The following is a 22,803-nucleotide window of genomic DNA, read 5'->3' on the forward strand; positions in this document are numbered from 1 at the left end:
TGTTACCAAATCATCCCTAGTATCTACCTTATTCTCTTATAAGAGAAACAATTTTATAAACTCTATATTTATTTTTTCTATTATTAGTATTTGGAACATATCTTTATTAGTCTAATGTTATCGTGTATGTATTAAATATTTTCTAATTATAGTTTTTAATAATACTCAATGGATAAATAAAATATGTACGAATGCTGTAACAGAACATTTGAAACCTTAAATGAATTTAAGAAACACATCAAAAGCAGGAGGGTGCATAGTCTAACTAAGTCTAATGTTATAGATATCAACCTACCGAGGAGTATTGTTTACTCCATAATTTCGAAGAGGGATTTCTTCATGAGATTGTTAAACCTTGCTAGTTTAGATAATAATGACAAGTATCTTTTACTACTACCTACCAAAAAGTACGTCGTAGGGAGTACTTTAAAGAGGTCTCTAGCAGTGAGAGTTGAAGGACCGAAGTCGGACAAAGGTCTTCCTACTTACGTAATTTATGCAGGTAACTTAATTTACAAAATAAGTTTTAAAGTTGATTCTATAGCAGAGAGTAAGACTAGAGTCTCCCTAATTTCAACCTTTGAAGCAGACATAGGTAGGCTAGGTACTTTATTGCCTAGTGTAGTTATTAGGAAATTGAGCAATTTACCATCACCTGGTAAAATACTTGAAGAGTTTGAGAGGGAAATTAAGATCTTGGATTTACGTAGTTATGGAGTTACATCAAAATAAGGAATAGACCTACTGAAAATATGAATTTGTGGCGTTATCATGTAGGCCTAAATGAAAAACTAAGGACTTAAGAAAGCGTTTCCCCACTCACGGTACTTTTAATTCCGCGAGCGGGGTTAGCCCTTGGTGCGGATTCATTAGCTTCACCCGCACCTCATGGGGCTCAGTCGAGCCCAACGCCATCGGGCTCCCATCTGAGGATAGGTACTTTGATCCCATTACTTTCACCTTCTCTCACCGCAAAGCGGATCATTGAGGAAGTGAACTCACTAATTATTCAGTTTCTTCATTCATCATTAAGTAACTAGAAATATTTAGAAGTATTTAAATGTATCATTAACCTTGGAACAGCCTAGATGATACCCACTTAAGGTTTAATAAAAAGAAAAGTTCAGTAAATAATTTTAGTCCTCGTTACAGTCACAATTATATGAAAAAATTTCTGATTGTTTTTATTACTTCAGCGTCCTTTTTTCTCAGCTACTTCTCGAGAATTGCGTGGAGCATTGTTTCAGTCTACTCTTCGTTAAAGCCTACACAGGTTGAGGACAGTTTAATCTTCTCCCTATTTTTTCTCGGATACATAGTAGTTCAAATCCCTGCTGGGATCGCAAGTAACAAGTATCCAAGGACTGTCGCCTTAGCTTCTCTATTGGGACTTAGTGCCTCCTCTCTATTGTCTGGATTGGCTACTAATATACCTGAAGAGTATGTTGCTAGTCTTCTCATGGGGCTGAGTGCTGGTTGGATATACCCTACAACGATTAAAGTACTGTCAGCGTCTTTTTCAAGAGGGGAACTACCAGTTGTTATAGGATATTACAGCTTGGCGTGGCCCCTTTCTATTGTGTTGTCTGGGTTTATTCTACCTTTTATCAGTCTAAACATCGGATGGAGGTTTGCTTACTACTTGATCGCTTTGGTCTCGTTTTTAATAGCACTGTCCTACTTACCGTTGGACGTAAAAGTCGAGTTTAAGAATAACGGTGGTATACTCACGGTCGTCAGAAATAGAAACGTAATTACAGTAAGTTTCTCAGGCTTTCTCTTCTTCTTGTCGTATTGGATAATAACGTTGTATGCTTACAAATATTTTCTCGACATAGGATTGAACGCATATATCGCTGGTTTCGCCTATTCATTGTTAGCCCTTGCTGGAATTCCATCTACAATGATAGCCGGTTATATAATAAGGAATATAGGAGTTAGGAGTACACTTACAATGTTTGAGAGTATTTACGGAATGTTGACTATATCCTTAGCTTACTTCATATCGGTGGTTCAAGTGATGATGATTGCAACTTTGATGGGGTTTGTCAGGTTCGTAATCACTCCTGCTAATTCCAGTGCTGTATCTTTAATAGACAAAAACAATGCGGGGAGTGTGTCAGGTTTCGCTAACTTTTTCTGGCAAAGTAGTGGGATAGTAGCTCCTATAATAGCTTCGATAGTAATTTCAGCTCTCGGATTTCATCTCCTATGGGTAATTTGCGGTATAATAATCCTTGTCTCCGCCGTCGTATATTACATTCTGCTAAGAATATAGTGGAAGTCAAATTCGAAAAAGAATTTCTTCCTAAAGTTTAATGTGTATATTCATTATCATTTTAGATTTTACGTGATTACAAATTAAGCCATAAAGTTTGAAAATTGGCTGTTTGGTCTCAAATAGATTTAAACCACACTTGACTTTACCAAAGTAATTTCTATAAATTATTGAGTAAATTGTTTATCCTAAGTTAAAAATTTTTCTCTTCACATTCTTACGGGTTAGTGGTATAAATTTAGATTACTCAAAGGATTACATGAATGCCGATACTATAAACCTCCTTACTAAAAAAGCTCTAAAAGGTGATGTTAACAGCCTTAAGGAGGTCATCAAGTTCCTCAAGGGATACAACGCGCCTATTGCAAAATTCGCAATTTACTCTATAATCTATCAATTTGCAATGAATAATATAATTGATTTAGCGAATGAGTGCAAAACTTGTGGGGGTAAATGTTGTAAGCTCGGTTTACCAGTACCCGTATACCACTACGACTATGAAGAAATGCAAAGGCATTTGAGAATTAAGTTGGAGAGGAAGAACGGACTTTACTTATTACCCAGACCTTGTAAGTTTCAAAAAGACTGGATGTGTAGTATAAACTCATTTAAACCTTACGCTTGTTTGAGCTATCCATTCGCTACAGAGGACGAACAAATAGAAGTGATAAAAAACTATAATGGTAACGGTGTACCAGATTTCCAAGTTCCAGAGTTCTGTTTAGCAGGAGCAAAAGTTAAAAAGTTTCTCAATTCTTTAATAGAAAATCTTAAAAGAGAAAAGAGAACTGAACCAGACCCTGAAGAAATTATAGATGTGCTTTTGAAAGTAAAGCAACAATAAAACCGCTTTCAGTATATCAGAGAATTTGGAATATTTACCTAATAAGTATATTTATCAGAGTTATCAACTTTTCAGGTTTACGAAAATTACGAATGTTATTTGTATCGACGGTCGAAAAGATTTTAAAAAACTGAATGAAAAAATGAACAATATCTATATAAAACCCTGAATAATTTATTTATCAGTTTAAAGTTATATTTTAACCTATGCAAAAAGGTGGTAAAAAGATCTTTGTAAGAGAAAGTTCTGGATTAATAAGGGATATAGGTGCATTAGATGCATTTTCAATGAACTTCGCGTATTTAGGGCCAGCAGCAGGTGTAGCTTATCCCTTAACATTTGCAGTAGCTTTACTTGGTTCTAATTGGCTCTTAGCGACTGTCTTAGGAGCTGTGCTGATGTTCCCAGTAGCACTCCTTTATTACAAATTAGCAGGTTTAATACCTAGAAGTGCTGGAGATTATATATACATATCGCGAATTATAGGACCTAGAGTTGGATATATTCAAGCAATTGCTAACATTTTTGTATTTGCTTCAGGAGTGCCTTTATTAGCCCAACTCGAATTACCCTTAGTTTTACAGCCAGCGCTTGAAACTTTAGGAATTACCTTTCATAACCCGTCTTTGATTACCTTTGCCCAGAACTTTTCTTTCTCTTCAGAACAAACTCCTATTTTTTTGCAACAACACTCTTAATTATAGGCGTGGCTACAGTAGTTACAATTATTAGAACCAAATACTTTGCAACTGTAATATCTGCATTAACTATGCTTCAGTTAATAGGAACTATTGCCATGATAGTCGGAATTTTTACTGTTAGTGACTATGCATCAATTTTTAACTCAGTATCTGAATCTTACTCAGGGCCTACCTATTCCTCCCTAACAGAACCCTTAGAAAGCTTCAGTCTAATTCAAACCCTAGTGCTCATGGCAGCAATTAATTCCTTCTTATACTTGTACAATAATGCTCCCACATATTTCGGTGGAGAACTTAAGAGAAGTAAAAGCACTATGTTCATAGGGTTAGTTTTATCTTACATAGTGACGGCTATCATGGCTATTGCCTTAGTTGCTGGGATTCAGTATAAGATCGGTATTTCATTTTACGATTATACTAGTGTTAATGGTTGGACTTCTAGCGGAAATGGAATACCAATAGCTCCCAATTCGCTTTTATCTTACGTGGTTATACCCTTCCTAAATAATTCTCCTCTAGTTACACTTATGGTCTTATCTGCAATTACGTGGTATATATTATATGCTATAATCGACTTAGCTATACCAACAAGGACACTTTTCGCTATGTCCTTTGACTGGATGGCTCCCTCTTTCCTCTCCAAAGTAAACCAAAAGTTAAAGACTCCAGTTTATTCTGCCCTCATGATAACAGCAATGGCTGTTGTTTTCGATATCCTTGAGATATATTTCGGCTTCTCAGTTGGAGTTCTATCAGATATAATAGTCTACATTTTATACCAATATTTCCCTGCTGCAATTGCTGCAATTGTCTTAGTAAAGAAGAAATTATACGGTGTTAATGATAAATCTATTGCAGTAATAGGAACTATATCCGCAGTCGTACTTTTGTTATCAGCATTATTGCTGGTAATATTTGGATCTATTAATTCTAACTTTGGCTCTATGATCTTTGCTGGGAATCTCCCACTTAACATAGGGATAATAGTGGGTCTGCCTATAGTAGCGTTAGTTATGTACGAGGGAATAAGACTTTATAGACTAAAACAAGGAATAGATATAACCATTACGTTCAAGGAAATACCACCCGAATAATGTGAGCAACAATGCTGATTATAAATGTAAAGTTTACTACGGATAATAGGCTTCATTCGATATACGTTAATAGTGAAGGAATAATAGAGTGCATTGATTGCAACAAAAAAGACGGATTAGTTATAGATGCGAAAGGAAGAGTAATCTCCTGCCCATTCGTAAACCCTCATTCCCACCTAGGGTATGCATTAACGCTAAAGTATGCAAGGTATAATGAAAGCGGTACTTTAATAGAGGGCGTTCAGATTACTAGGGAGGAGATTCTCCGGAAAATTGATGAGGAAGATCTGAGGAAGAGGCTTAACATAATTGCAAAGATGTTGTTCATTAACGGTGTTCTATACGCTAGGTCTCATGAACCGGTGTTAAATGACCTCGCTATTAAAATGTTAAAAGTTAGAGAAGAGGTCTCAGATCTTGTTAAAATTCAGGTTGTGGCTTTCCCTACTCCAGGTTATTTTTATGAAGACAATATTGAAAAAACTGAGAAGGCATTAGAAGAGGGAGCAGAAGTAGTAGGTCTAATACCGCACAGTGAAGGAAGTGTAGAAGAGGGGTATAAATCGGTAAAATTAGCTGTAGAGCTCGCGTTAAAGTATAACAAACTAATTGACGGACATGTAGATGAGACTGATGATCCTTTTTCACGTTTTTCCGAGTTACTAGCTAGAGAATCTTCACTTAAAGGTATTGGTTCAAAGACTTCCATCAGTCACATGACAGCTTCTCATTCCTACGACAATTGGTATTTCCATAAACTAACTTTGCTTCTTAAGGAAAGCGGGGTTTCTGTGATTTCAAATCCAGTAGTAAGCATGCATTTACAAGGTCGATATGATAATTACCCTAAGAGGAGAGGTATTGCAAGAATTAGGGAAATGCTGAAGAACGGAGTAAACGTTGCCTTAGGTAGCGATAACGTAGTGGATGCAATATATCCTTTAGGTGATTATAATATGCTTAGGGTTGTACAAGAAGCATTTCTGGTAGACCACTTCGTAGCATCGGAAGTTACTTCTCTAATTAAAACCATTAGGGATAATGCGTATAGGGCTCTTAACATGAATAAGCCAATTATTAAAGAAGGTGAAAAGGCACAGTTTATAGTTTTACAGACAAAGAGTTTTTACGATGCCATCAGAACAGCACTACCTCCTTTTCTAGTAGTTAACGGTAAATATTACGCTCATAATAATCTTTCCCTTTCTGTAAACGGTAAAGATGTGAGTGATGAATTGATAAATTTAGTTGACTAACTTTTCCAGCCCATTGATAGCAATTTAAATATACTGGTCTATTAATTTTCGAATTATGAGTATAAAGGAGAAACTTAAAGATGTAAATATATTGAGGTTTACGTGGGTCGGACTTGATGGAATGATAAGATCTAAAGGAGCATATGTAGACAGTGTAGACGAGTTAATAAAAACCGGGATAGGACTTACAATGGCTATGATGAGCTTTACAGCTATGGATTATATCTCTCCTTACGGTAGTTTTGGACCCGAGGCTGAAGACGTTTTTCTAACCCCTGATCTATCTACACTCTCTGTCTTTCCACCTTCAGCAATGGTAATATGTGATCTTTACAGAGGAGGCTTACCTTGGGAATATGATCCCAGAAGCACGCTTAAGAGGACTCTTAGTAAATACTCAGAGTATGAGTTCAGATCCTCGTTTGAGATAGAATTTTATCTAGTTAAAGATAAGAGACCCTATGACGATGCAAAGTGTTTTGACTCAAGGGCTTACTATACAAATAAGATAATTCCAGAAATAGCCGAAACTATAAAGAGCGTTGGAATAGTACCTTTAAGGGTTATAAAAGAATACGGCCCTGGACAATATGAGTTTGATATATTACATAAGCCATCTCTGAGAAGTGCAGATGAAGTAATTATATTCAAAGAAGTAGCTAGGCAAGTAGCAAGCAAGTACGGTGTTGAGGCAATATTTATGCCTAAGCCCTTTAATAAGATGGCTGGTTCAGGTTTACACTTAAACTTTAGTATATGGAAGAATGGAAAGAACATATTCTATGACAAGAATGATCCCTTGGGTTTTAGTGAGATTGGATATAGTTTTATTGCTGGGCTATTAGAACATGCGAAAGCTTTAACAGCTTTTGCTGCCCCTTCAATAAATTCTTACAAAAGGCTAGTCCCAGGGTCATGGGCTCCTACTAAGATTACATATGGTTATAATAACAAGTCTGCAATGATAAGGATTCCAACACCTTATCCTTTTTCTGCAGAAATTGACAGGAGAATTGAATATAGGGTTCCAGATCCTACAGCTAATCCATATCTACTACTATCAGCGTTTATAGAGGCTGGTATGGACGGTGTGGAAAGGGGACTAAAGCCTCCATCTCCCACTAATGAAAACGCATATTATAAGAAGGACGTTGAAGACATTCCTAGGAACCTAAGGGAGGCTCTTCAAGAGCTAAAGAAGGATACGAGATTGATAGAAAGGATAGGAAGGAGTATAGTCGAGGAATTTATACGTGTTAAGATGGCTGAAGTCGAGGAATATGAAAGTTATGTAACAGATTGGGAGTATGAAACCTATAGGGGTGTCTAAATGATAATAGATGACCATGTTCACTGGTTTTCAGCAAAACCTATGACGGAGAAGGAGTTCGTTATGTCGGCTGCCGAAAGTTGGTTAGAAGGTGAGGTAAAAAATAGTGATGTTTATACAATGAATACACTGAGGCCTTTCTACCTTACTTTAAAGAGAAGACTCAAGGAGTTATTAGGAGAGGATTTCTTAAGCGAAAGGAACAAAATGATTAGAGATGATCCTGTAAATTACATGAAATTTCTATTCGAGGATGCAGGGATAGTGGGACTTGTTATTGATGAGGGCTTTGGAGTTAAAGAGATGGAAATTCCAGTCAAATACAAACTTCTGTTCAGAATAGAGACACTTATAGACAAAGGAGGTCTTTTTTCACTAACCTTTGATAAAGCTATCGAACTCTTTGAGGAAACTTTAAGGAGGAAGATAGCTGAGGGATATTCTGGATTCAAGTCGATAATCGCCTATCGTACTGGATTAAAAGTTAGATGTGAGGAAGAGCAAGCTAGGAAAGACTTTACTTCAGAGAAAATAGATTGGTTCGGCAAGTATGCAAAGGGTTTTAGAGATTTTCTTTTATGTAAGACCCTTGAAATAGCTAAAGAACTAAAGGTTCCGGTTCAGATTCACACTGGTGCAGGAGATAGGGATATAAAGCTTGATTTATCTAGACCATCATATTTAACCGATCTGGTTAGGAGATACGAGGGTGTTATAGTCTTTGTTCACGCTGGTTATCCTTATCATAGAGAAACGGCATGGATGAGTTATTTATTTCCATCCGTTTACCTAGATGTATCTCAAGTGATACCCTTTGCACCGATGGCGACTTTTTCGATCTTGAAAGAGATTTATGAAGTAGCACCTCTGAATAAGGTAATGTATGGCTCCGACGCTTTCAAAATTCCAGAAATAGCATGGCTAGCGGCTCATCTAGCTAAAGAGAGTTTTAATGAATTGAAAGAAGAGCTTGACAGAAAGAGGCTAATTGAGCCGGATGACATGGAAGAAATGGAAAAAAGATTTTTCTATTTAAACGCTAGAACTGTATACAATTTTGACTGATTTTCTTTTTCACATTATAATTTTTAAACTATTGTCATTTGAAAAAGTATATATTACAAGAAGAGTTATTGTTTAAAATATTTTTAGTTAAAATGAGATCTATGCTTAAAAATAGTTCACTAAAAAAACAGATATATGTCACAAGGTAAAAAGTTATTCATAAGGGAATCATCTGGTTTAGTTAGACAAATGGGAGCTAAGCACGCATTTGCTAAAGTGCTAGCACTGATTGTGCCGATATCACTTTATTATACTTTAATTTATTCACCTGCAATACCAGCTGCAAATTGGTATATAGGTATAGTCATAGCACCCATAATGGCTCTACCTATATTTCTAGTTTACTTAAAGCTAGCTGAGTATATCCCAAGGTCTTCAGGAGAATATATATACATTTCGAGAATAATAGGTCCATTACCTGCTACTATTCAAGGTATAGCTAACATTATTTCAACACCGTTATTGGCTGCAATATTGTCTCAAATAGAAGTTTCTGCAGGAATAGTTCCAGCATTTCAAATAATAGGTCTTGCATTTAATAATTCAGCGTTGTTTAATCTCGGTACGGAAATATTAACAAACCCAGTATATTTCTTCATTGCAAGTCTATTGTCGTTAATATTAATGTGGATTGTTAGTATATCACCGCAAAAAATAATGAGCAATTTCCTTTTTGCAATTGCCACGATGCAGGTGATAGGAGCAGTTCTTATAATAGGCTTATTTGCTGAAGGGAGAAGCGTTTTCATCGCTGATTTTAATAGGTTCTCTTCAATGTTTTCCGGGCCAACATATCAGACTCTCTATTCTAATGGATTAAACTATTATTCTCCATATGCGGATCCGATGCAGACATTCGTATTTGCGGTATTAATGCTAATGTGGTTATTCGTGTGGTTTTTCGGGCCTTCCTATTTTGCAGGAGAATACAAACAAGCCACCAGAAGCCTCAAGTTAGGTATGTTAATAGGTTATGGTATAGCTACTCTCCTCATCATAGGATTAACAGTATATACAGCAATAATAATGGGAATACCTTTCTTTAATTATGTCGCATTGAATGGTTGGGGTTCGAGTAATCCAGTAAGTGCTTCCGAAGGATATATAGCATGGGCAGGGATTATGGCTCTAGGATCACCAGTTATAGCTCTGCTTTTAGGAATTCTTAATATAGGCATTCAGTTTGTTGCAGGTCCGTTATCTTTGGCAATACCTGCGAGAGTTATGCTAGCAATGTCTTTCGATAGAATATTACCTGAGAAGTTAGCTTACGTGAATCCGAAAACACAGAGCCCGCTCATAGCGGCTGGTGTAGCCTTAGCCTTAAGTGTTTTCTTCGAATATGCAACACAATTTCTGGGATTTGCTATTTCTACAATAGCCTTAATCGCAATACTATTTATTTACCAGTTTTTACAAGCCACAATATCAGCTACAGTTGCAGGGATAAAGGGAATACCCAGTGTTAAACTATCACAAAAGGAGAAAAAGGAATTACTGATAACTGGCATAATATCCTCTGTAGTTCTTATTGTCTCTGTTATTGTAGCTATAGGTTATGCCGTTGTTAACAGTTTATATAATTCTATGGTTTTAGCAGGAAACTTACCTCTAAACCTAGCCTTAATTGCGATAATTCCGATCATAGGTGTAGTGACATATTACGTGGCTAAGTATTACAGACAAAAAGAAGGTATAGAGTTAAAATTAATATTCACAGAGATACCACCCGAGTAATATCTTTTAATTCATTTTTTATACTCTCATCCTCAAATATATCTAAGGGTAAATACGCTGTAACTATCCAGTTTGGGACGTCCACTACTTCACTAACTCTCAGGTTTACCGCTACACTTGCTAACATATAAGCTTCAACTGGTGTCATATACTTTGCTAACATAGAAATTATACCCTTAATAGCCTTTTTTGCTGCTACCCATAAATTACTATCAATCCCAGGATAGGCTAAATACTCCTCAAATTCCATCTTTTTTACCTTATCAGTATAAAACACCGGTTGGGTTAACCCCAAGTTCTTTATTATCCTTATTTTCATTGTTACTTCTAGAGGAGCTTCAATTGCTGTTCCACATACTTCACCGTCGCCTTGAGCTAAATGAGTATCTCCAATTGAGAGCAATGCTCCTTTTACGAATACCGGCAAATAGAGTTTAGAACCTTGAGTTATGTGCTTTATATCCATATTACCTCCGTTCTCTCGCGGAGGAATTGTACTGAATTTTCCCCTTTGAGGTAATGCTACTCCTATAACACCAGGGAAGGGGTAAGTCGGGATTTTTACTTTTAAGTCTCCGAATTTAGCATAAGCATAACTGTTCTTAACATCCCATATTTTCAGGGCTGGACCCTTGAGATCTATAGGGGCAGTATATTGCTCATCTGCTAAGAATCCGAATCCCGGTAGTACAGATGTCCATCCCCAGCCTTTATCCTTAAACTCAATAAATTCCACCTCTATTACATCACCTGGTTCAGCTCCTTTTATTTCGATCGGACCAGTTAACGGATGAATCTTATCGAAGTCTAAATTATACAAGTCTTTTACGGTTGATGTTGGAGTTATTTGCCCATCACTGGCCTCTTTAGTTTCTACAGTTATAACATCTCCGTCGTTAACTGAAAAAATAGGTGGTAAACTATTATCCCATTTGTTATGGGTTTTAGCGTGTATTGTATATTGCATGATTTATATACCGCAAGTTAGATTAAATAAAAATGTATAAAGAGATGTCCGAAACAAGTATATTTAGTGAATTCGAGAGAGAATTAGGTAAGAAGGTATCATTTGACAAAGAACAAATAGCTAAATATTCAGTGGCACCTTATGTAGTATCTCCAATACTCTCTAAATTAAGTAAAGGTATTCTAGGAATTGTTAATGTCTTTGATGAAGACGATTTAAGGATAACATTGCAGTTAGCTTATAAACATAATATTCCTCTGGTTTTAAGAGGACGAGGCACCTCAACAATTGGTCAAGTGATCCCGCTTAAGCCCTCAATAATAGTAGATATAAGTAATTTCAGCAACACTCTAACTATAGATAAAGATTATGTGACTGTCTACCCTGGGAATAAAGTTATTGATGTCCTTAAGTATCTAAGAAAACGTGGTAAGACTTTAAAGGTTTACCCAAGTAGTTTGTATATTTCCACTATTGGTGGATATATTTCAGGTGGAGATGTAGGAATAGGTTCATTCCAGTTTGGTTATCATTTTCATGCTGGAATCAGATATCTTAAAGTTCTAAGTAGTGATGGCAAAACTATAGAGGTTAGAGGTATTGATACTTTAGGTTTTGCACAAGCTGCAGGAACTAATGGTGCAATAACTGAGGCTGAAATTAGCATTATGAATGAGGATGATTGGAAGGATCAGTTAGTAAGTAGTGACAATTTAATAGAAATTCTAGAAACGATAAAGATACTTCCAAGAGAGAAAGTAAGGAGGGTTACAATAGAGGACTCACGTGCTTTAAGTCTCGTGGGAAGGTTAGAAGGACTTAGAAAGTGGAACTTGATTGTATCTTCAACCTTAAAAGTAGGAAACGAGATTAATGCTAAGTTCCTTGATGAACTAGCATTTGCAGCTGCTTATGTAACGTTTAGCAAAATATCTAATTTTAAAAACTTCTTTTATGAAGTGAGGTTGTTAAGTCTTGAGGAATTTTATGATGTGGTAAGTGAAATAAAGAAGTCTTTAGGCGATGAAGTCATGATCCATGGTGACGTTATGACATTACGAGGGAAAATAATCATTTATACTGTTTTTATGTCTGAGAAGAGTAATTTCAGATTAATTGAAGATGTAATGAGGAGGAAAGGAATTCCGTTTGAGATTCATTCCATCTACATAAACGATAGAGTAGATGAGCCTGAACGACTTGAGTTAATGAAGAAGTATAAAAGGTTATTAGACCCTAAAGATATCTTAAATCCGGGTAAACTTAGACTTGATACTTGAGAATTTAATAAAAGTTATTAATTCCTTAGAGACAAAAAATCCTAAACAAAAGGTCTTTGAATTAATAAAGGGCAAACATGTAGAAGTAGAAGAAATTAACCTCAAGGGAGATAATAATGAAGAAGTTACATATTTGAGATTTTACATTAAAAATTCTAGGAAAAGAACGATAGAAGTTTTAGGTAGATTAGGTTCCATACAATTAAGTAATTCTATAGGTCTAGTCTCAGATGCAGATGGAGCTATAGTCTCGTTAACAGTCTTAATGGAAATACTAAACCTATATGAAAATGGTTTTGATATTCCAGTTAACGTTACTGTGATAACTAACTTAAGTACCAACGCCAGGCTTATACCCCATCAACCCTTTTACTTCATGATTCCTCTAATAGGGCTTGAGGAAGCAATGAAATACGAGGTTGATAAAAATTCTGATACACTGATCTCAATAGATTCGACTAAAGGTAATAAAACAGCTAAATTTAAAGACTTTGCTATAACTCACGTGGTTAAAGAAGGGTATATCTTAAGAGTTGTTGATGAAATAATTGATATCTACACTAGAGTTACTGGTCATGAGCCATACTTTGTTCCGCTTACTACAGGCGATCTGACTCCTCTAAGCTTCAACGTATACCATATAAGTACGCTTATCTCGCCATGGATGTACACAAATGCTGCAGTACTTGGAGTAGCTACAGTCTCAACTTACCCAATACCAGGATACGTTACTGGCGTAATGGACATTACTATGTTAGAACATGCATCGAGATTTATAGTCGAATTGATAAAATACCTAGATAATGAACGTTTAATATATTATGATAATGAACTAAAAGAATTGAAAGAAAAAATCGGAGAATCAAATTTAATGAGATTTCATTCTGGCGGGATTTCTTGATATAATAACCTTAGATCTATTCCCTCGTTCTTTTTCAATGTATAATATCTCAAAGCATAAATCACAACCCCTGCAATAACTGCTATACCAATGAACTCGTCAGCAAAAGCATTTCCGCCTAATGCTGGGTCTTTTATAAATACATAAGAGAGATAGATGAAATAAATGAATGATAAAACAGAAGCTATAGTTATCACTGGTATCTTACCTATCTTGATTCTACTTGAGTTAGAATCTTTAAAGAAGGATTTTCTGGCATACAGTATTCCCCCTAGTGATACTATAGCAAACCAAACCATGCCTAAAAGAGTAGTGCCGAATAAGTCATATATAGAGGCAAAGAATATTGATACTACAATTATAATCATTGTTCCAGCAAAATCGAGGAGATGAATATACACTGGGGACTTAAATTTAGGACTGATATAAGCAAATTTCTCGGGTAAAACTCTATCAAATGACAGAGCAAATACGTACCTGGCGAAAATTACGATACCATAACCAATTGTCGCTAGATCCCAGAACGGATATCCTATTGCCACGATCCAGTCTAATATTGGATTCTTTATCGTCAAGATCGCATAGGTTAGAAAGTTAGGAGAAACTGGTGCCGAAGTAGGCCAATTAGATGGAGCATTATTGGCAAAATTTATTCCTACTACACCATACATTACAGCGAGGCTTAATGTTACTATTATTCCAGTAAAGACTAAAGATAGAAAAAGATTGTATTTCCCCTTTCTGTTTAGGCCTTTTATCTCGGCTGCTATTCCAGGGGAGGCATTAAGCCAAGGATATATAAATACTACAAACAAAGGTAAAAGGCTCATCGTAGCAGAGAAAGAAAATGAAGAAGTAGACACTGTTGATATCTTATAATAAGATGTATTATAGGTAGCAAGAAGAGAGTTTATAGAAGATACAAAAGCTGAGTGACCGTAATATAACATTCCCACAAGTGTCATTATAGTAGCTACTATGGCAATTATTGCCGTTACGGATATGAACATAAAACCGAATTTGGGCTTAAATATATTTACGGCTATTCCTATAGAAAACACTATTGCTGCTAAGATTGCTGTATAAGTAGGTTGTAGAAGTGTAGCAGAAAAGCTTGATAGGGCTGTGTTAGAAGAAGCAACTGCGAGGGCTCCTAATGATGAACTCAGAAATGATGGAACCGAGAGCGCTATAAGAGCGATATATGCTAATGTCTGTAATGCTAATGCTATAGCTAAAGGAGATGCTATCCATGGAGACACTAGTCTAGACATCCAAACGTAATCTCCTCCAGTTCTGGGTATGTCCAGCATTAATAATGTGTATAGTATAGCTTGAGGTATTGTAAGAAGTAGTCCTATAAGGGAAGTTACTATTGCATTACTACCTGGAGTTAAGGCTGACGTAATAAAGTAAATTCCTGCACCCGCCGACATATTGCCCAGATTTATCATTATAGCATCTAGTACAGATGCGTCTTTTACTAGTCCTGAGCTCTCTCTTATAAATAACTTCTTTTCCACAATGAGTTTATACTATACACTATTTAAAAACTTATATGTTATTTTAAACATGAAAGGAATGTAAGTTGCTGAAAAATGTTTATATTTTTAGCAAGGTTTTTTTCCGTCGAAGGGAAAGTCAATGATAAATTAGGTACGAAATACTGTATTGTTTTTAGCAAGATTATACCTGATTCTTATAATCCGTTTAAGAAATTAAGAAAATCATGATAAATGAGTGGATTCCACTTACTTTCTCTGACGAACTTCGGGATATGAAGGGTGTAACCACTCTAGGTAAAAACGTATTGCTTTTACGGTACAAGGATCAAGTATACGCATTTAGCGATTTATGCCCACACAGATTGGCAAGACTTTCTATGGGAAGAGTAATTGACGGGGAAATTCAATGTCCTTATCACGGGTGGCGCTTTAATTATAAAGGTGAGTTAACTCTCGTTCCCTCCTTAGGAAAAAAGATAAATGTAAAATTAACTAGATATAGTGTCATGGAAAAATATGGGATTATATGGGTTTCATTGATAGAAAATCCGTACCATTTCGCAAATATCGAGGAGTGGGAAGACAAGAAGTTTAGAAAAATAAAATGCGGTCCCTATTATATTGATGCTAACCCCTTTAGAGTAATGGAAAACCTAATGGACGTATCACATTTCCCTTATGTTCATGAAGGCTATCTAGGAGATCCAAAATTTCCACAGATCCCCGAATACGAGGTAGAGATAAATCATGATGGAGAAATAATAGCAAAGAGTATTTCAGTTTGGCAGCCTAACCCTGACGGCACGATAAATGGTAGGTTCTTTAATTACACTTATAAAATTCTTTCTCCTTTCGTACTTTATTTTAGGAAGGAGGATAGAGGAGATATATTCTCTATGATTTTTGCAATCAACCCCGTGTCTAAAGATAAGACCGTTGTGTATGCATGGATATTTATGAATTACGCATATGATGTTGATCCCGATAAGATAAGGCAATTTGAAGATGAAATAATAAATCAGGACAAAATAGTTTTGGAATCACAACCCAAGGAATATTACTTAGACCTTAGGAGGGAGATAAGCGTAAGAGCGGATAAACTATCTATTTTCTACAGAAATATGCTAAAACAAAGGCTCGGAATTATACCAGAACTGGGTCTCGTAGAGTAATTTTTATAATGATAACAATGTTGAGTAAATGCGATGATAATAAAAAACGTAAAATTGATTACAGAGGAGAACAAAGTTATAGAAGCCGAAGTTAAAATTGAAGGGGAAAGGATAGCAAAAGTTGGAAAGAACATTCAGGATAGTTCTGAAGAGATATTAAATGGAAATGGAAAACTCTTATTACCCGGTGGAGTCGACAATCACGTACACATTTACAAGAGGTATTTAAAAGTCCCCACCTCGGACGATGTGAGGAGGAGTACTGAAGCTGCTGTTCTTGGAGGGACTACTACAGTTATCGATTTTGCATTCGTTGATAGAGAACCCAATTTGGATGAGAGAATAGAACAGTTTAAGGACTCTGTGACTAATTATTCATTTCACATCTTTGCAAACAAGATTTCTGAGGAATTGAGTAAAATATTTGATCGCGGGTTTAAGTCAGTAAAATTTATGATGATTGAGTATGGTGGTCTAAAAAGTAATCTCTATGATCTAGTGAAGCTTAATGAGTTCGTTGAAAAGAGAGGCGGATATATAATGGTTCATGCGGAGGACGAGGAATTAATTAAGGCTCTCTCAGAAGGGAAAAAAGGAGAACCCTTGTTACATATGTTAACAAGACCGGAAGAATCAGAACTAGCTGCAGTAGCTAGAGTAAATGCAATAGTAAGTAGAGGTTTGATAGCTCATACTAGCGTGGGAAGATCTCTTGATATCATTGACCAGAATAGAATTAAAGCAGAAGTAGTTTTGCATCACTTAATTCTTGATAAAAGTGTTTTTAATAGGAAAGATTCTTATATGTTCGTAACTTCTCCACCGGTTAGAGATCCAGAGGAGTTGTGGAGAAGAATTGATAAAATTTTTATGATAGCTACAGACCACAATTGGTTTGACAGAGACGTTAAAGAAGCCCATAAGGAGTTTCCCGACTTGGTACCGGGATTGCCTGGAGTAGAACTACGGGTTCCTATTATAATAACGGAGTTTATCAAGAGGAGGTTACCCTTGAGTAGGGCGGTAAAATTACTATCTGAAAACCCGGCTAAATTTAACGGTCTTGACACAGGAATTATAAAGGAAGGGTATAGAGCTGACTTGATCCTTTACGATCTTAATACTAAATGGAAAATAAGTGTCGATACTACTCACATGGCTGACTGGACGCCCTATGAAGGTTATGAAGTTATAGGGAAGGTTGACATTACTATAGTCAACGGGGAAATAGTGGTAGAAAACGGGGAAATAGTAAGCCAAAAAAGAGGACAATTGCTATACAACCATGATTTGTAAAGGTCATAGTTAAAAGCTTCAAGGCGAAATTTTTCTAGTTCTTAGAACGTTAATCTTTTCATTTTCTCACTTAGTACATTCATCATTTATTTTTATATACTTTAAAGTAGATAAACTAATAATGTGGGATTAATGATAGAGGGTATTCTCTCTAAATATTTTACCGTATATACACAGAAGGAAGTCTTAGAGAAATATTCAATAGATTACGGATATCTATCACCCATATTATCTTCTCTCAGAAAGATCCCCAAGGCTCTCATAAAGATTAGGAACGAGGAAGAATTGAAAACACTTATGGATCTTGTTAATGAGTATAATTTTCCGATTATTCCCAGAGGTAATGGGACAAACACACTTGGTGAAACTATACCTATTAAAGACGATTCTGTAATAGTTGACACAACGGAGTTCAAAGGTTTCGAGAATAAGGGCACTTATATTATAACAAAGCCTGGAACTGAGTTTAATGATATAGGAATAGAGAACTTACCGGTAGTGCCAACCAGCTTTAATATTGCAACGATAGGAGGGTATGTAGCTGGGGGATCATTGGGATTCGGTTCGCTTAGGTACGGTGCAGTGTGGGATAACGTTAGGGAAGTAACCGTCTACACTCCCAGAGGCAGGTATACGTTAAAAGGAAGTAATGTATATAGTGTTGTTCAAGCAGCTGGGACAACTGGTATTATCTCCGAGATAAAAATCAATGCTCTGAGGAGACCTAGAAAAGTAAGTGTAGCCAGGCGCAGCTTTAACTCTCTTAAAGAGGCGATAGATAAGGCATTGGAACTCATTGATAGTGCAGAGTTTATCAGTATTAGAAATAAGGCTATGGCGAGTGTTATAGAGCCTTATTACAGCTGGGGTAACTGGAATTTGATTTATGGTATAAATGAACCAGACCTAGACACTTCGATTCCTTTAAAAGAAATTGTCACCACCTTCGCAGGTGCTTACTTTACCGTAGTTAATAAGACTAAGGTAAATTACGCCTCTATGGATATCACTCTCGATGAGCTAGAGAAACTTGAGGGCATTAAGTGTTTAATAGACGCAGAACTAGCAAAGAGTAGAAATAAGTACTTTTCTCACACATATTTTCTAAATTATACTTATCTACCTAATCTTAATTCATCAAAGTTTGATCTTCATTCTTTTAGAGTTAATGATAGGGTAGAAGATGATAGGTTAAAGAAAATGATAAGTTTTAAGAAATTAGTAGATCCAGAAGATTTACTAAATCCGGGTAAGCTGGTGACAGATTCGTGATCCTAAAAAATGCATTGAATGAAAACAACGAACGTATAAGTATAGTTCTGGACGAGAGTTCTGGTATTATAAAACGAATCGTGAAAGGTGAAATATCGAGTATTGGTGATAAAGTATTAGACTTAGGCGGGAGATTCGTTTCGCCCGGCCTTGTAGATTCTCACGCTCATATAGATAGTAATTTTCTATTAGACGTTTGTAAGGAGGTAGAAACTCCTAAGTTTACTGAGGCTTTAAAAGCTCTTATAGAATGTAAGGAGAATTTAACGGAAGATGAGATATATAAACTAGCGAAGAAATCAATAGATCATTATATCACACATGGGACTCTCTTCGTAAGAACACATGTAATGATAGATGGCAAGAAATGGAAGGAAAGAGTTAGATCGTTGGTTAGACTAAGGGAGGAATTTAAAGGAAAAGTTTACATTCAGCTAATAGGCTTTGTCCAAAGTTATGATTACTTTGACAAGGAACAAGAGGAGAGGGTTATTAAAAGTATAGAGATGGGGTTGGACGGAATAGGAGGTCAGCCACATCTTCAACCATCTAGGGAAGATGGAATATACATGGTAAAAAGTCTGTTTGACATAGCGGAACAATTTAACATTATATTAGACTTTCATGCTGACTATGCCGATGAGCCTGACCTAAAATTCTCCGAGGTTATAGTCTCGGAAACTATTAGGAGGAAACTTTACGGAAAGGTCTCATTAAGTCATCTCATAGCCATGCATTCATACCATGATGACTATGCACACAGGCTTATGAGGTGGATAAAAAGTGCCGATATTAATGTTATTGTTTCACCTATAACGGAGTTACAAGGTTCAGGTGCTCATGAGAACTATCCAAAAAGGAGAGGTATACCAAGGGTAAGGGAACTTTTAGAGGAAGGTATTAACGTGTCTCTAGGACACGATGATATTCAAAACCATTTAAATCCTATAGGTGATGGTGATTTACTTAAGGCTTCCTTTGCGTTAATGATCGGAGATTATATGTTCTTTACGAGGTATTTTAAAGATATACATAGAATGATGACATACAACGGTGCTAAGACTTTAAGAATTACGGATTACGGTCTTGAAGAGGGTAAAAAAGCGAATATAGTTATATTTAATACTAAGAGTCTGAGAGACACGCTTATAGAGATCCCTTCTAATCGCTTGGTGATATCAGGAGGGAAAATACTTTATAATAGTTTAGAGTCCATAACTATTTAGTCTCTTTTTCAAGAACGGTCTTTTTATTCTAGCCTGGGTTATCTCATCCACGTTTATATCTGCATAAACTATTCCCTCCTCTTTTCCCAATCTGCTTACTACTTCCCCCATGGGATTAACTACCATACTATCACCAAAGTATTCTTCTTTTTGTTGGGGGTATTCTTTTCCTATTCTATTTATTCCAACTATGTAAGATGTATTAAATACCGCATGAGCTCTTAACTCTAACTCCCATATCTCCTTAAAGGCAGCTACAGATGGGATAAACACTACCTGGGCACCTTTTACTACTTCCGCCCTTACTGTCTCAGGGAAATGCCTATCATGACATATAACTACTCCGACTGTTAAATCACCTACTTTAAACACTGGAAAACCAAGATCTCCCACCTTAAAGAAATAATATTCATTAAACCATTCCTCTTGTGGTAAATGTGTCTTTCTATATTTTCCAATTATTTCCCCTTTATCGTTTATTATGAAAGCCGAGTTATAAAAGGTCGAGTTATCCACTTCGAATATGGGCACTATTATATTTACTCCTCTTTCCTTTGCAACCTTCCTAAATGTGGATATGGTTTCTCCTCTTTCGTCCTCAGCCCAACTGAAATATTTTGGATTCTGTTCAAATGGGAAATAAATTGTATTACTTAGCTCATCCAACGCTATTATTTTCGCTCCGTTATCCGCAGCTTTGTTTACGAGCTCGACTTGCCTTTCTACATTATCTTTTTTATCCCAACTCATATGAGTTTGGATAGCCGCTATTCGCATAGTTAATATTTACCGGTTACCCGAGTTAATAACTATTTTCATTTACTTGATCAAATAAAAAAGAGTTGACTGTTCTAAGATAAATGATTTATTGAAATACGTAAAGAAATCTCGATAAATGTTTAAATAGTAATGTCAAGGAGTAAAAAGATCAAATGCGTTGGAATCTAACATATGTAGACGACATTGCGGGTAGTTACCAGTATGTAAACTTCGTAAGGTCTACGTACGAGCATGCTAAGTTCGATATATCAGGGAGGGCATTCACTTACGAAGATATAAAGGAATTTAAGATCCCATATCTCTACGACAGAAGCCTGCTGAAACTGCCAACAAATCTGTCCTTACTCCCTCGGTTTAAGGCAGTATATAAATTTCAACCCTTAGCTGTTGTGATAGGCGAAGATCCCTATAAGGCAGAAGATTTAGCGGAAAACGTAACTGTAGATTATACTCCAGTATCAGGTCCTCTCTATGAGGAGATCCCTGATAATATTATCTACAGAGAGGAAGTGAAGGGCGAAGTAGAAGGGAAAAACGTTATAACGCTCACTTTAGATTTCGACAGAAATTCTCAGTACTCTTTGGAGGGAAGAGTGTTAGGTATACGATTTACGGGCGACGATATGATAATACACATTTCTACACAGATACCTACTGTAGTAAGAATGTTAGTATCGGAAATGTTGGAGATCCCTCAGCATAGAATAATTATAGATACTCCTAGAGTCGGAGGAGGATTCGGAGCAAAACAAGACGTGATATTTGAGGAGCTAACGGTTATAGCTCTAGCGTATAAGTTAGGTAAGAACCTCAAATGGGTTGAAAAAAGAATAGAAAACGTTATGACCTCTCAAGCAAGGGGGCAAAGACACGAAGTTAATGTAGGCTTTAACGATAACGGGAAAATAGAGAGTATATATGATAAAATAACTTATGATGTAGGAGCGTATCTATTGCCTTGGACTGGAATATCACCGCTTTTTGTCACGCTTGCTACCATGAAAGCAGTATACGATTACGAACTTTACTATAACGCTATAGCATTACTCACTAATAAGCCTCCTCAGGGTGCATATAGAGGATTCGGCAGACCAGAAGCAGTATTCGTTATAGAAAGAATAATAGATGAAGTTGCTAGATACCTCAAGAAAGATCCCTTAGAAGTGAGAGAGGTTAACCTTAAAGAACCTTCAGGTGATGTAGGTGATGTAAAAACGGTCTTGGCCAAACTTAGGCATAAATATTACGCGTTAAAGGAGAAATATGGAAAGGGAGTTGGTGTAAGTTTCTATATCCAGTACGCTGCTCCGAACTCAGAGATCATGATCAAACACGAAAAATCGCTAGTGCCAGGGTATGAATGTGCAAGAGCTATACTTGATACCGATGGATGGATAGAAGTCGAGATAACAGCTACGGATCAAGGACAAATGATGGACAGAGCAATAAGAAACCTAATAGTTAAAGAGTTAGGATATGATAAAGTTAGGGTAAAATTAGCAGTGACTAACGTAAAGGGTTCGGGAGTTTGGGCTAGTAGGACAATGCTTACTATGGGAAACGCTGCGTTGTTAGCTATTAGGGAACTTAAGAATATAGCTAAGAAGATTGACCCTGAACTTAACTGGGAAAAACTGGCAATAAAGATGAGGAATGAACCTTGGCTAGTTAAGGACATATCTAGTGTCGCTTGTTATGAACCCCCTCAATTCGTTGGTACCGTCAGTGGTCAGATAAGCGTAATTACGGTAGACGAATTTTCTAGGATCAAACCTATATATCATTACATCATAGCCGATGTAGGAGTAGTAGGTGATAAAGATAACGTAATAGGTCAACTGATAGGCGGAGCTTTACAAGGTATTAGTGGTTCATTATACGAAAGTGTTAAGGACGAGTATTCGTACTTAATAGCTAAGGCAAATGAATCACCATTCTTTGAAGTTGAATTACTTCACACACCTTCCTCAACACCCACTGGAGTTAGAGGAGTAGGAGAGAACGGACCTACCGGGGCTTATGCTGCTGTGATAAATGCGGTAAACGACTACGGAATAAGATGTAATAAGGTTCCGTTAGACCTCAGGGAGTGCGAGTAA

General features: G+C 36.4%; 19 protein-coding genes. 16 read left to right on the forward strand and 3 right to left on the reverse strand.

The window, feature by feature from the left end; genetic code table 11:
• Positions 1 to 183 precede the first annotated feature (183 nt).
• The 9 genes from D1868_RS05845 to D1868_RS05885 all read left to right on the forward strand — a co-directional run bounded on the left by D1868_RS05845 (position 184) and on the right by D1868_RS05885 (position 10,305).
• Positions 184 to 732 (forward strand): hypothetical protein, encoded by a 549-nt coding sequence (locus tag D1868_RS05845; protein WP_156006458.1) that lies wholly within the window; start codon positions 184 to 186, stop codon positions 730 to 732.
• 430 nt (positions 733 to 1,162) lie between these two features.
• Complete coding sequence (locus D1868_RS05850; RefSeq protein ID WP_156006460.1) at positions 1,163 to 2,278, forward strand: MFS transporter; 1,116 nt, start codon at positions 1,163 to 1,165, stop codon at positions 2,276 to 2,278.
• A 259-nt stretch (positions 2,279 to 2,537) separates the two neighbouring features.
• Complete coding sequence (locus tag D1868_RS05855; RefSeq protein ID WP_156006462.1) at positions 2,538 to 3,122, forward strand: YkgJ family cysteine cluster protein; 585 nt, start codon at positions 2,538 to 2,540, stop codon at positions 3,120 to 3,122.
• A 206-nt stretch (positions 3,123 to 3,328) separates the two neighbouring features.
• Complete coding sequence (locus D1868_RS05860) at positions 3,329 to 3,820, forward strand: amino acid permease (RefSeq protein WP_156006464.1); 492 nt, start codon at positions 3,329 to 3,331, stop codon at positions 3,818 to 3,820.
• A gap of 8 nt (positions 3,821 to 3,828) precedes the next feature.
• Positions 3,829 to 4,917, forward strand: coding sequence for an APC family permease (locus D1868_RS05865; RefSeq protein WP_156006466.1), 1,089 nt, complete (start codon positions 3,829 to 3,831; stop codon positions 4,915 to 4,917).
• 11 nt (positions 4,918 to 4,928) lie between these two features.
• Complete coding sequence (locus D1868_RS05870) at positions 4,929 to 6,173, forward strand: amidohydrolase family protein (RefSeq protein ID WP_156006468.1); 1,245 nt, start codon at positions 4,929 to 4,931, stop codon at positions 6,171 to 6,173.
• Between the two features lie 55 nt (positions 6,174 to 6,228).
• Positions 6,229 to 7,503 (forward strand): glutamine synthetase family protein, encoded by a 1,275-nt coding sequence (locus tag D1868_RS05875; RefSeq protein ID WP_156006470.1) that lies wholly within the window; start codon positions 6,229 to 6,231, stop codon positions 7,501 to 7,503.
• Positions 7,504 to 7,545: 42 nt separating this feature from the next.
• Positions 7,546 to 8,568, forward strand: coding sequence for an amidohydrolase family protein (locus D1868_RS05880; RefSeq protein ID WP_338055775.1), 1,023 nt, complete (start codon positions 7,546 to 7,548; stop codon positions 8,566 to 8,568).
• Positions 8,569 to 8,703: 135 nt separating this feature from the next.
• A complete protein-coding gene (locus D1868_RS05885) occupies positions 8,704 to 10,305 on the forward strand; it encodes an APC family permease (protein WP_156006474.1) in 1,602 nt (533 codons plus the stop codon).
• On the opposite strand, the gene D1868_RS05890 is transcribed toward D1868_RS05885, so the two are convergent.
• Positions 10,283 to 11,272 carry an acetamidase/formamidase family protein gene (locus D1868_RS05890; RefSeq protein ID WP_156006477.1) on the reverse strand — a complete coding sequence of 330 codons (990 nt, stop codon included), beginning with the start codon at positions 11,270 to 11,272 and terminating at the stop codon, positions 10,283 to 10,285. The genes D1868_RS05885 and D1868_RS05890 overlap by 23 nt on opposite strands.
• A gap of 32 nt (positions 11,273 to 11,304) precedes the next feature.
• Here D1868_RS05890 and D1868_RS05895 point away from each other — a divergent pair, with 32 nt between their 5' ends.
• Together D1868_RS05895 and D1868_RS05900 are read left to right on the forward strand one after the other, a co-directional pair.
• Positions 11,305 to 12,552, forward strand: a complete 1,248-nt coding sequence (locus tag D1868_RS05895; RefSeq protein ID WP_231112313.1) for an FAD-binding oxidoreductase — start codon at positions 11,305 to 11,307, stop codon at positions 12,550 to 12,552.
• Entirely contained in the window at positions 12,542 to 13,453 is a 912-nt protein-coding gene (locus tag D1868_RS05900) for a DUF1177 family protein (RefSeq protein WP_156006479.1), read from the forward strand. Before D1868_RS05895 ends, D1868_RS05900 begins: the two co-directional genes overlap by 11 nt.
• Here D1868_RS05900 and D1868_RS05905 read toward each other — a convergent pair.
• The gene (locus D1868_RS05905) at positions 13,432 to 14,976 is read right to left on the reverse strand and encodes an APC family permease (RefSeq protein WP_156006481.1); all 1,545 of its coding nucleotides are present in this window, start codon (positions 14,974 to 14,976) and stop codon (positions 13,432 to 13,434) included. The genes D1868_RS05900 and D1868_RS05905 overlap by 22 nt on opposite strands.
• A 206-nt stretch (positions 14,977 to 15,182) precedes the next feature.
• On the opposite strand from D1868_RS05905, the gene D1868_RS05910 reads away from it, so the two are divergent.
• From D1868_RS05910 to D1868_RS05925, 4 genes are all read left to right on the forward strand, one after another.
• On the forward strand, positions 15,183 to 16,130 hold the full coding sequence (locus D1868_RS05910; protein ID WP_156006483.1) for an aromatic ring-hydroxylating oxygenase subunit alpha: 948 nt from the start codon (positions 15,183 to 15,185) through the stop codon (positions 16,128 to 16,130).
• Between the two features lie 33 nt (positions 16,131 to 16,163).
• Entirely contained in the window at positions 16,164 to 17,426 is a 1,263-nt protein-coding gene (locus tag D1868_RS05915) for a dihydroorotase (RefSeq protein WP_156006485.1), read from the forward strand.
• Between the two features lie 132 nt (positions 17,427 to 17,558).
• Positions 17,559 to 18,698 carry an FAD-binding oxidoreductase gene (locus D1868_RS05920; RefSeq protein WP_231112495.1) on the forward strand — a complete coding sequence of 380 codons (1,140 nt, stop codon included), beginning with the start codon at positions 17,559 to 17,561 and terminating at the stop codon, positions 18,696 to 18,698.
• The gene (locus D1868_RS05925; RefSeq protein ID WP_156006490.1) at positions 18,695 to 19,924 is read left to right on the forward strand and encodes an amidohydrolase family protein; all 1,230 of its coding nucleotides are present in this window, start codon (positions 18,695 to 18,697) and stop codon (positions 19,922 to 19,924) included. Before D1868_RS05920 ends, D1868_RS05925 begins: the two co-directional genes overlap by 4 nt.
• Here the strand turns inward: D1868_RS05925 and D1868_RS05930 are convergent.
• A complete protein-coding gene (locus D1868_RS05930; protein ID WP_156006492.1) occupies positions 19,904 to 20,701 on the reverse strand; it encodes a carbon-nitrogen hydrolase family protein in 798 nt (265 codons plus the stop codon). The two genes, D1868_RS05925 and D1868_RS05930, sit on opposite strands and share 21 nt — an antisense overlap.
• 155 nt (positions 20,702 to 20,856) lie before the next feature.
• Here D1868_RS05930 and D1868_RS05935 point away from each other — a divergent pair, with 155 nt between their 5' ends.
• On the forward strand, positions 20,857 to 22,803 hold the full coding sequence (locus D1868_RS05935; RefSeq protein ID WP_156006494.1) for a xanthine dehydrogenase family protein molybdopterin-binding subunit: 1,947 nt from the start codon (positions 20,857 to 20,859) through the stop codon (positions 22,801 to 22,803).

The organism is Stygiolobus azoricus, assembly GCF_009729035.1.
GTDB classification, from domain to species: Archaea; Thermoproteota; Thermoprotei_A; order Sulfolobales; family Sulfolobaceae; genus Stygiolobus; species Stygiolobus azoricus.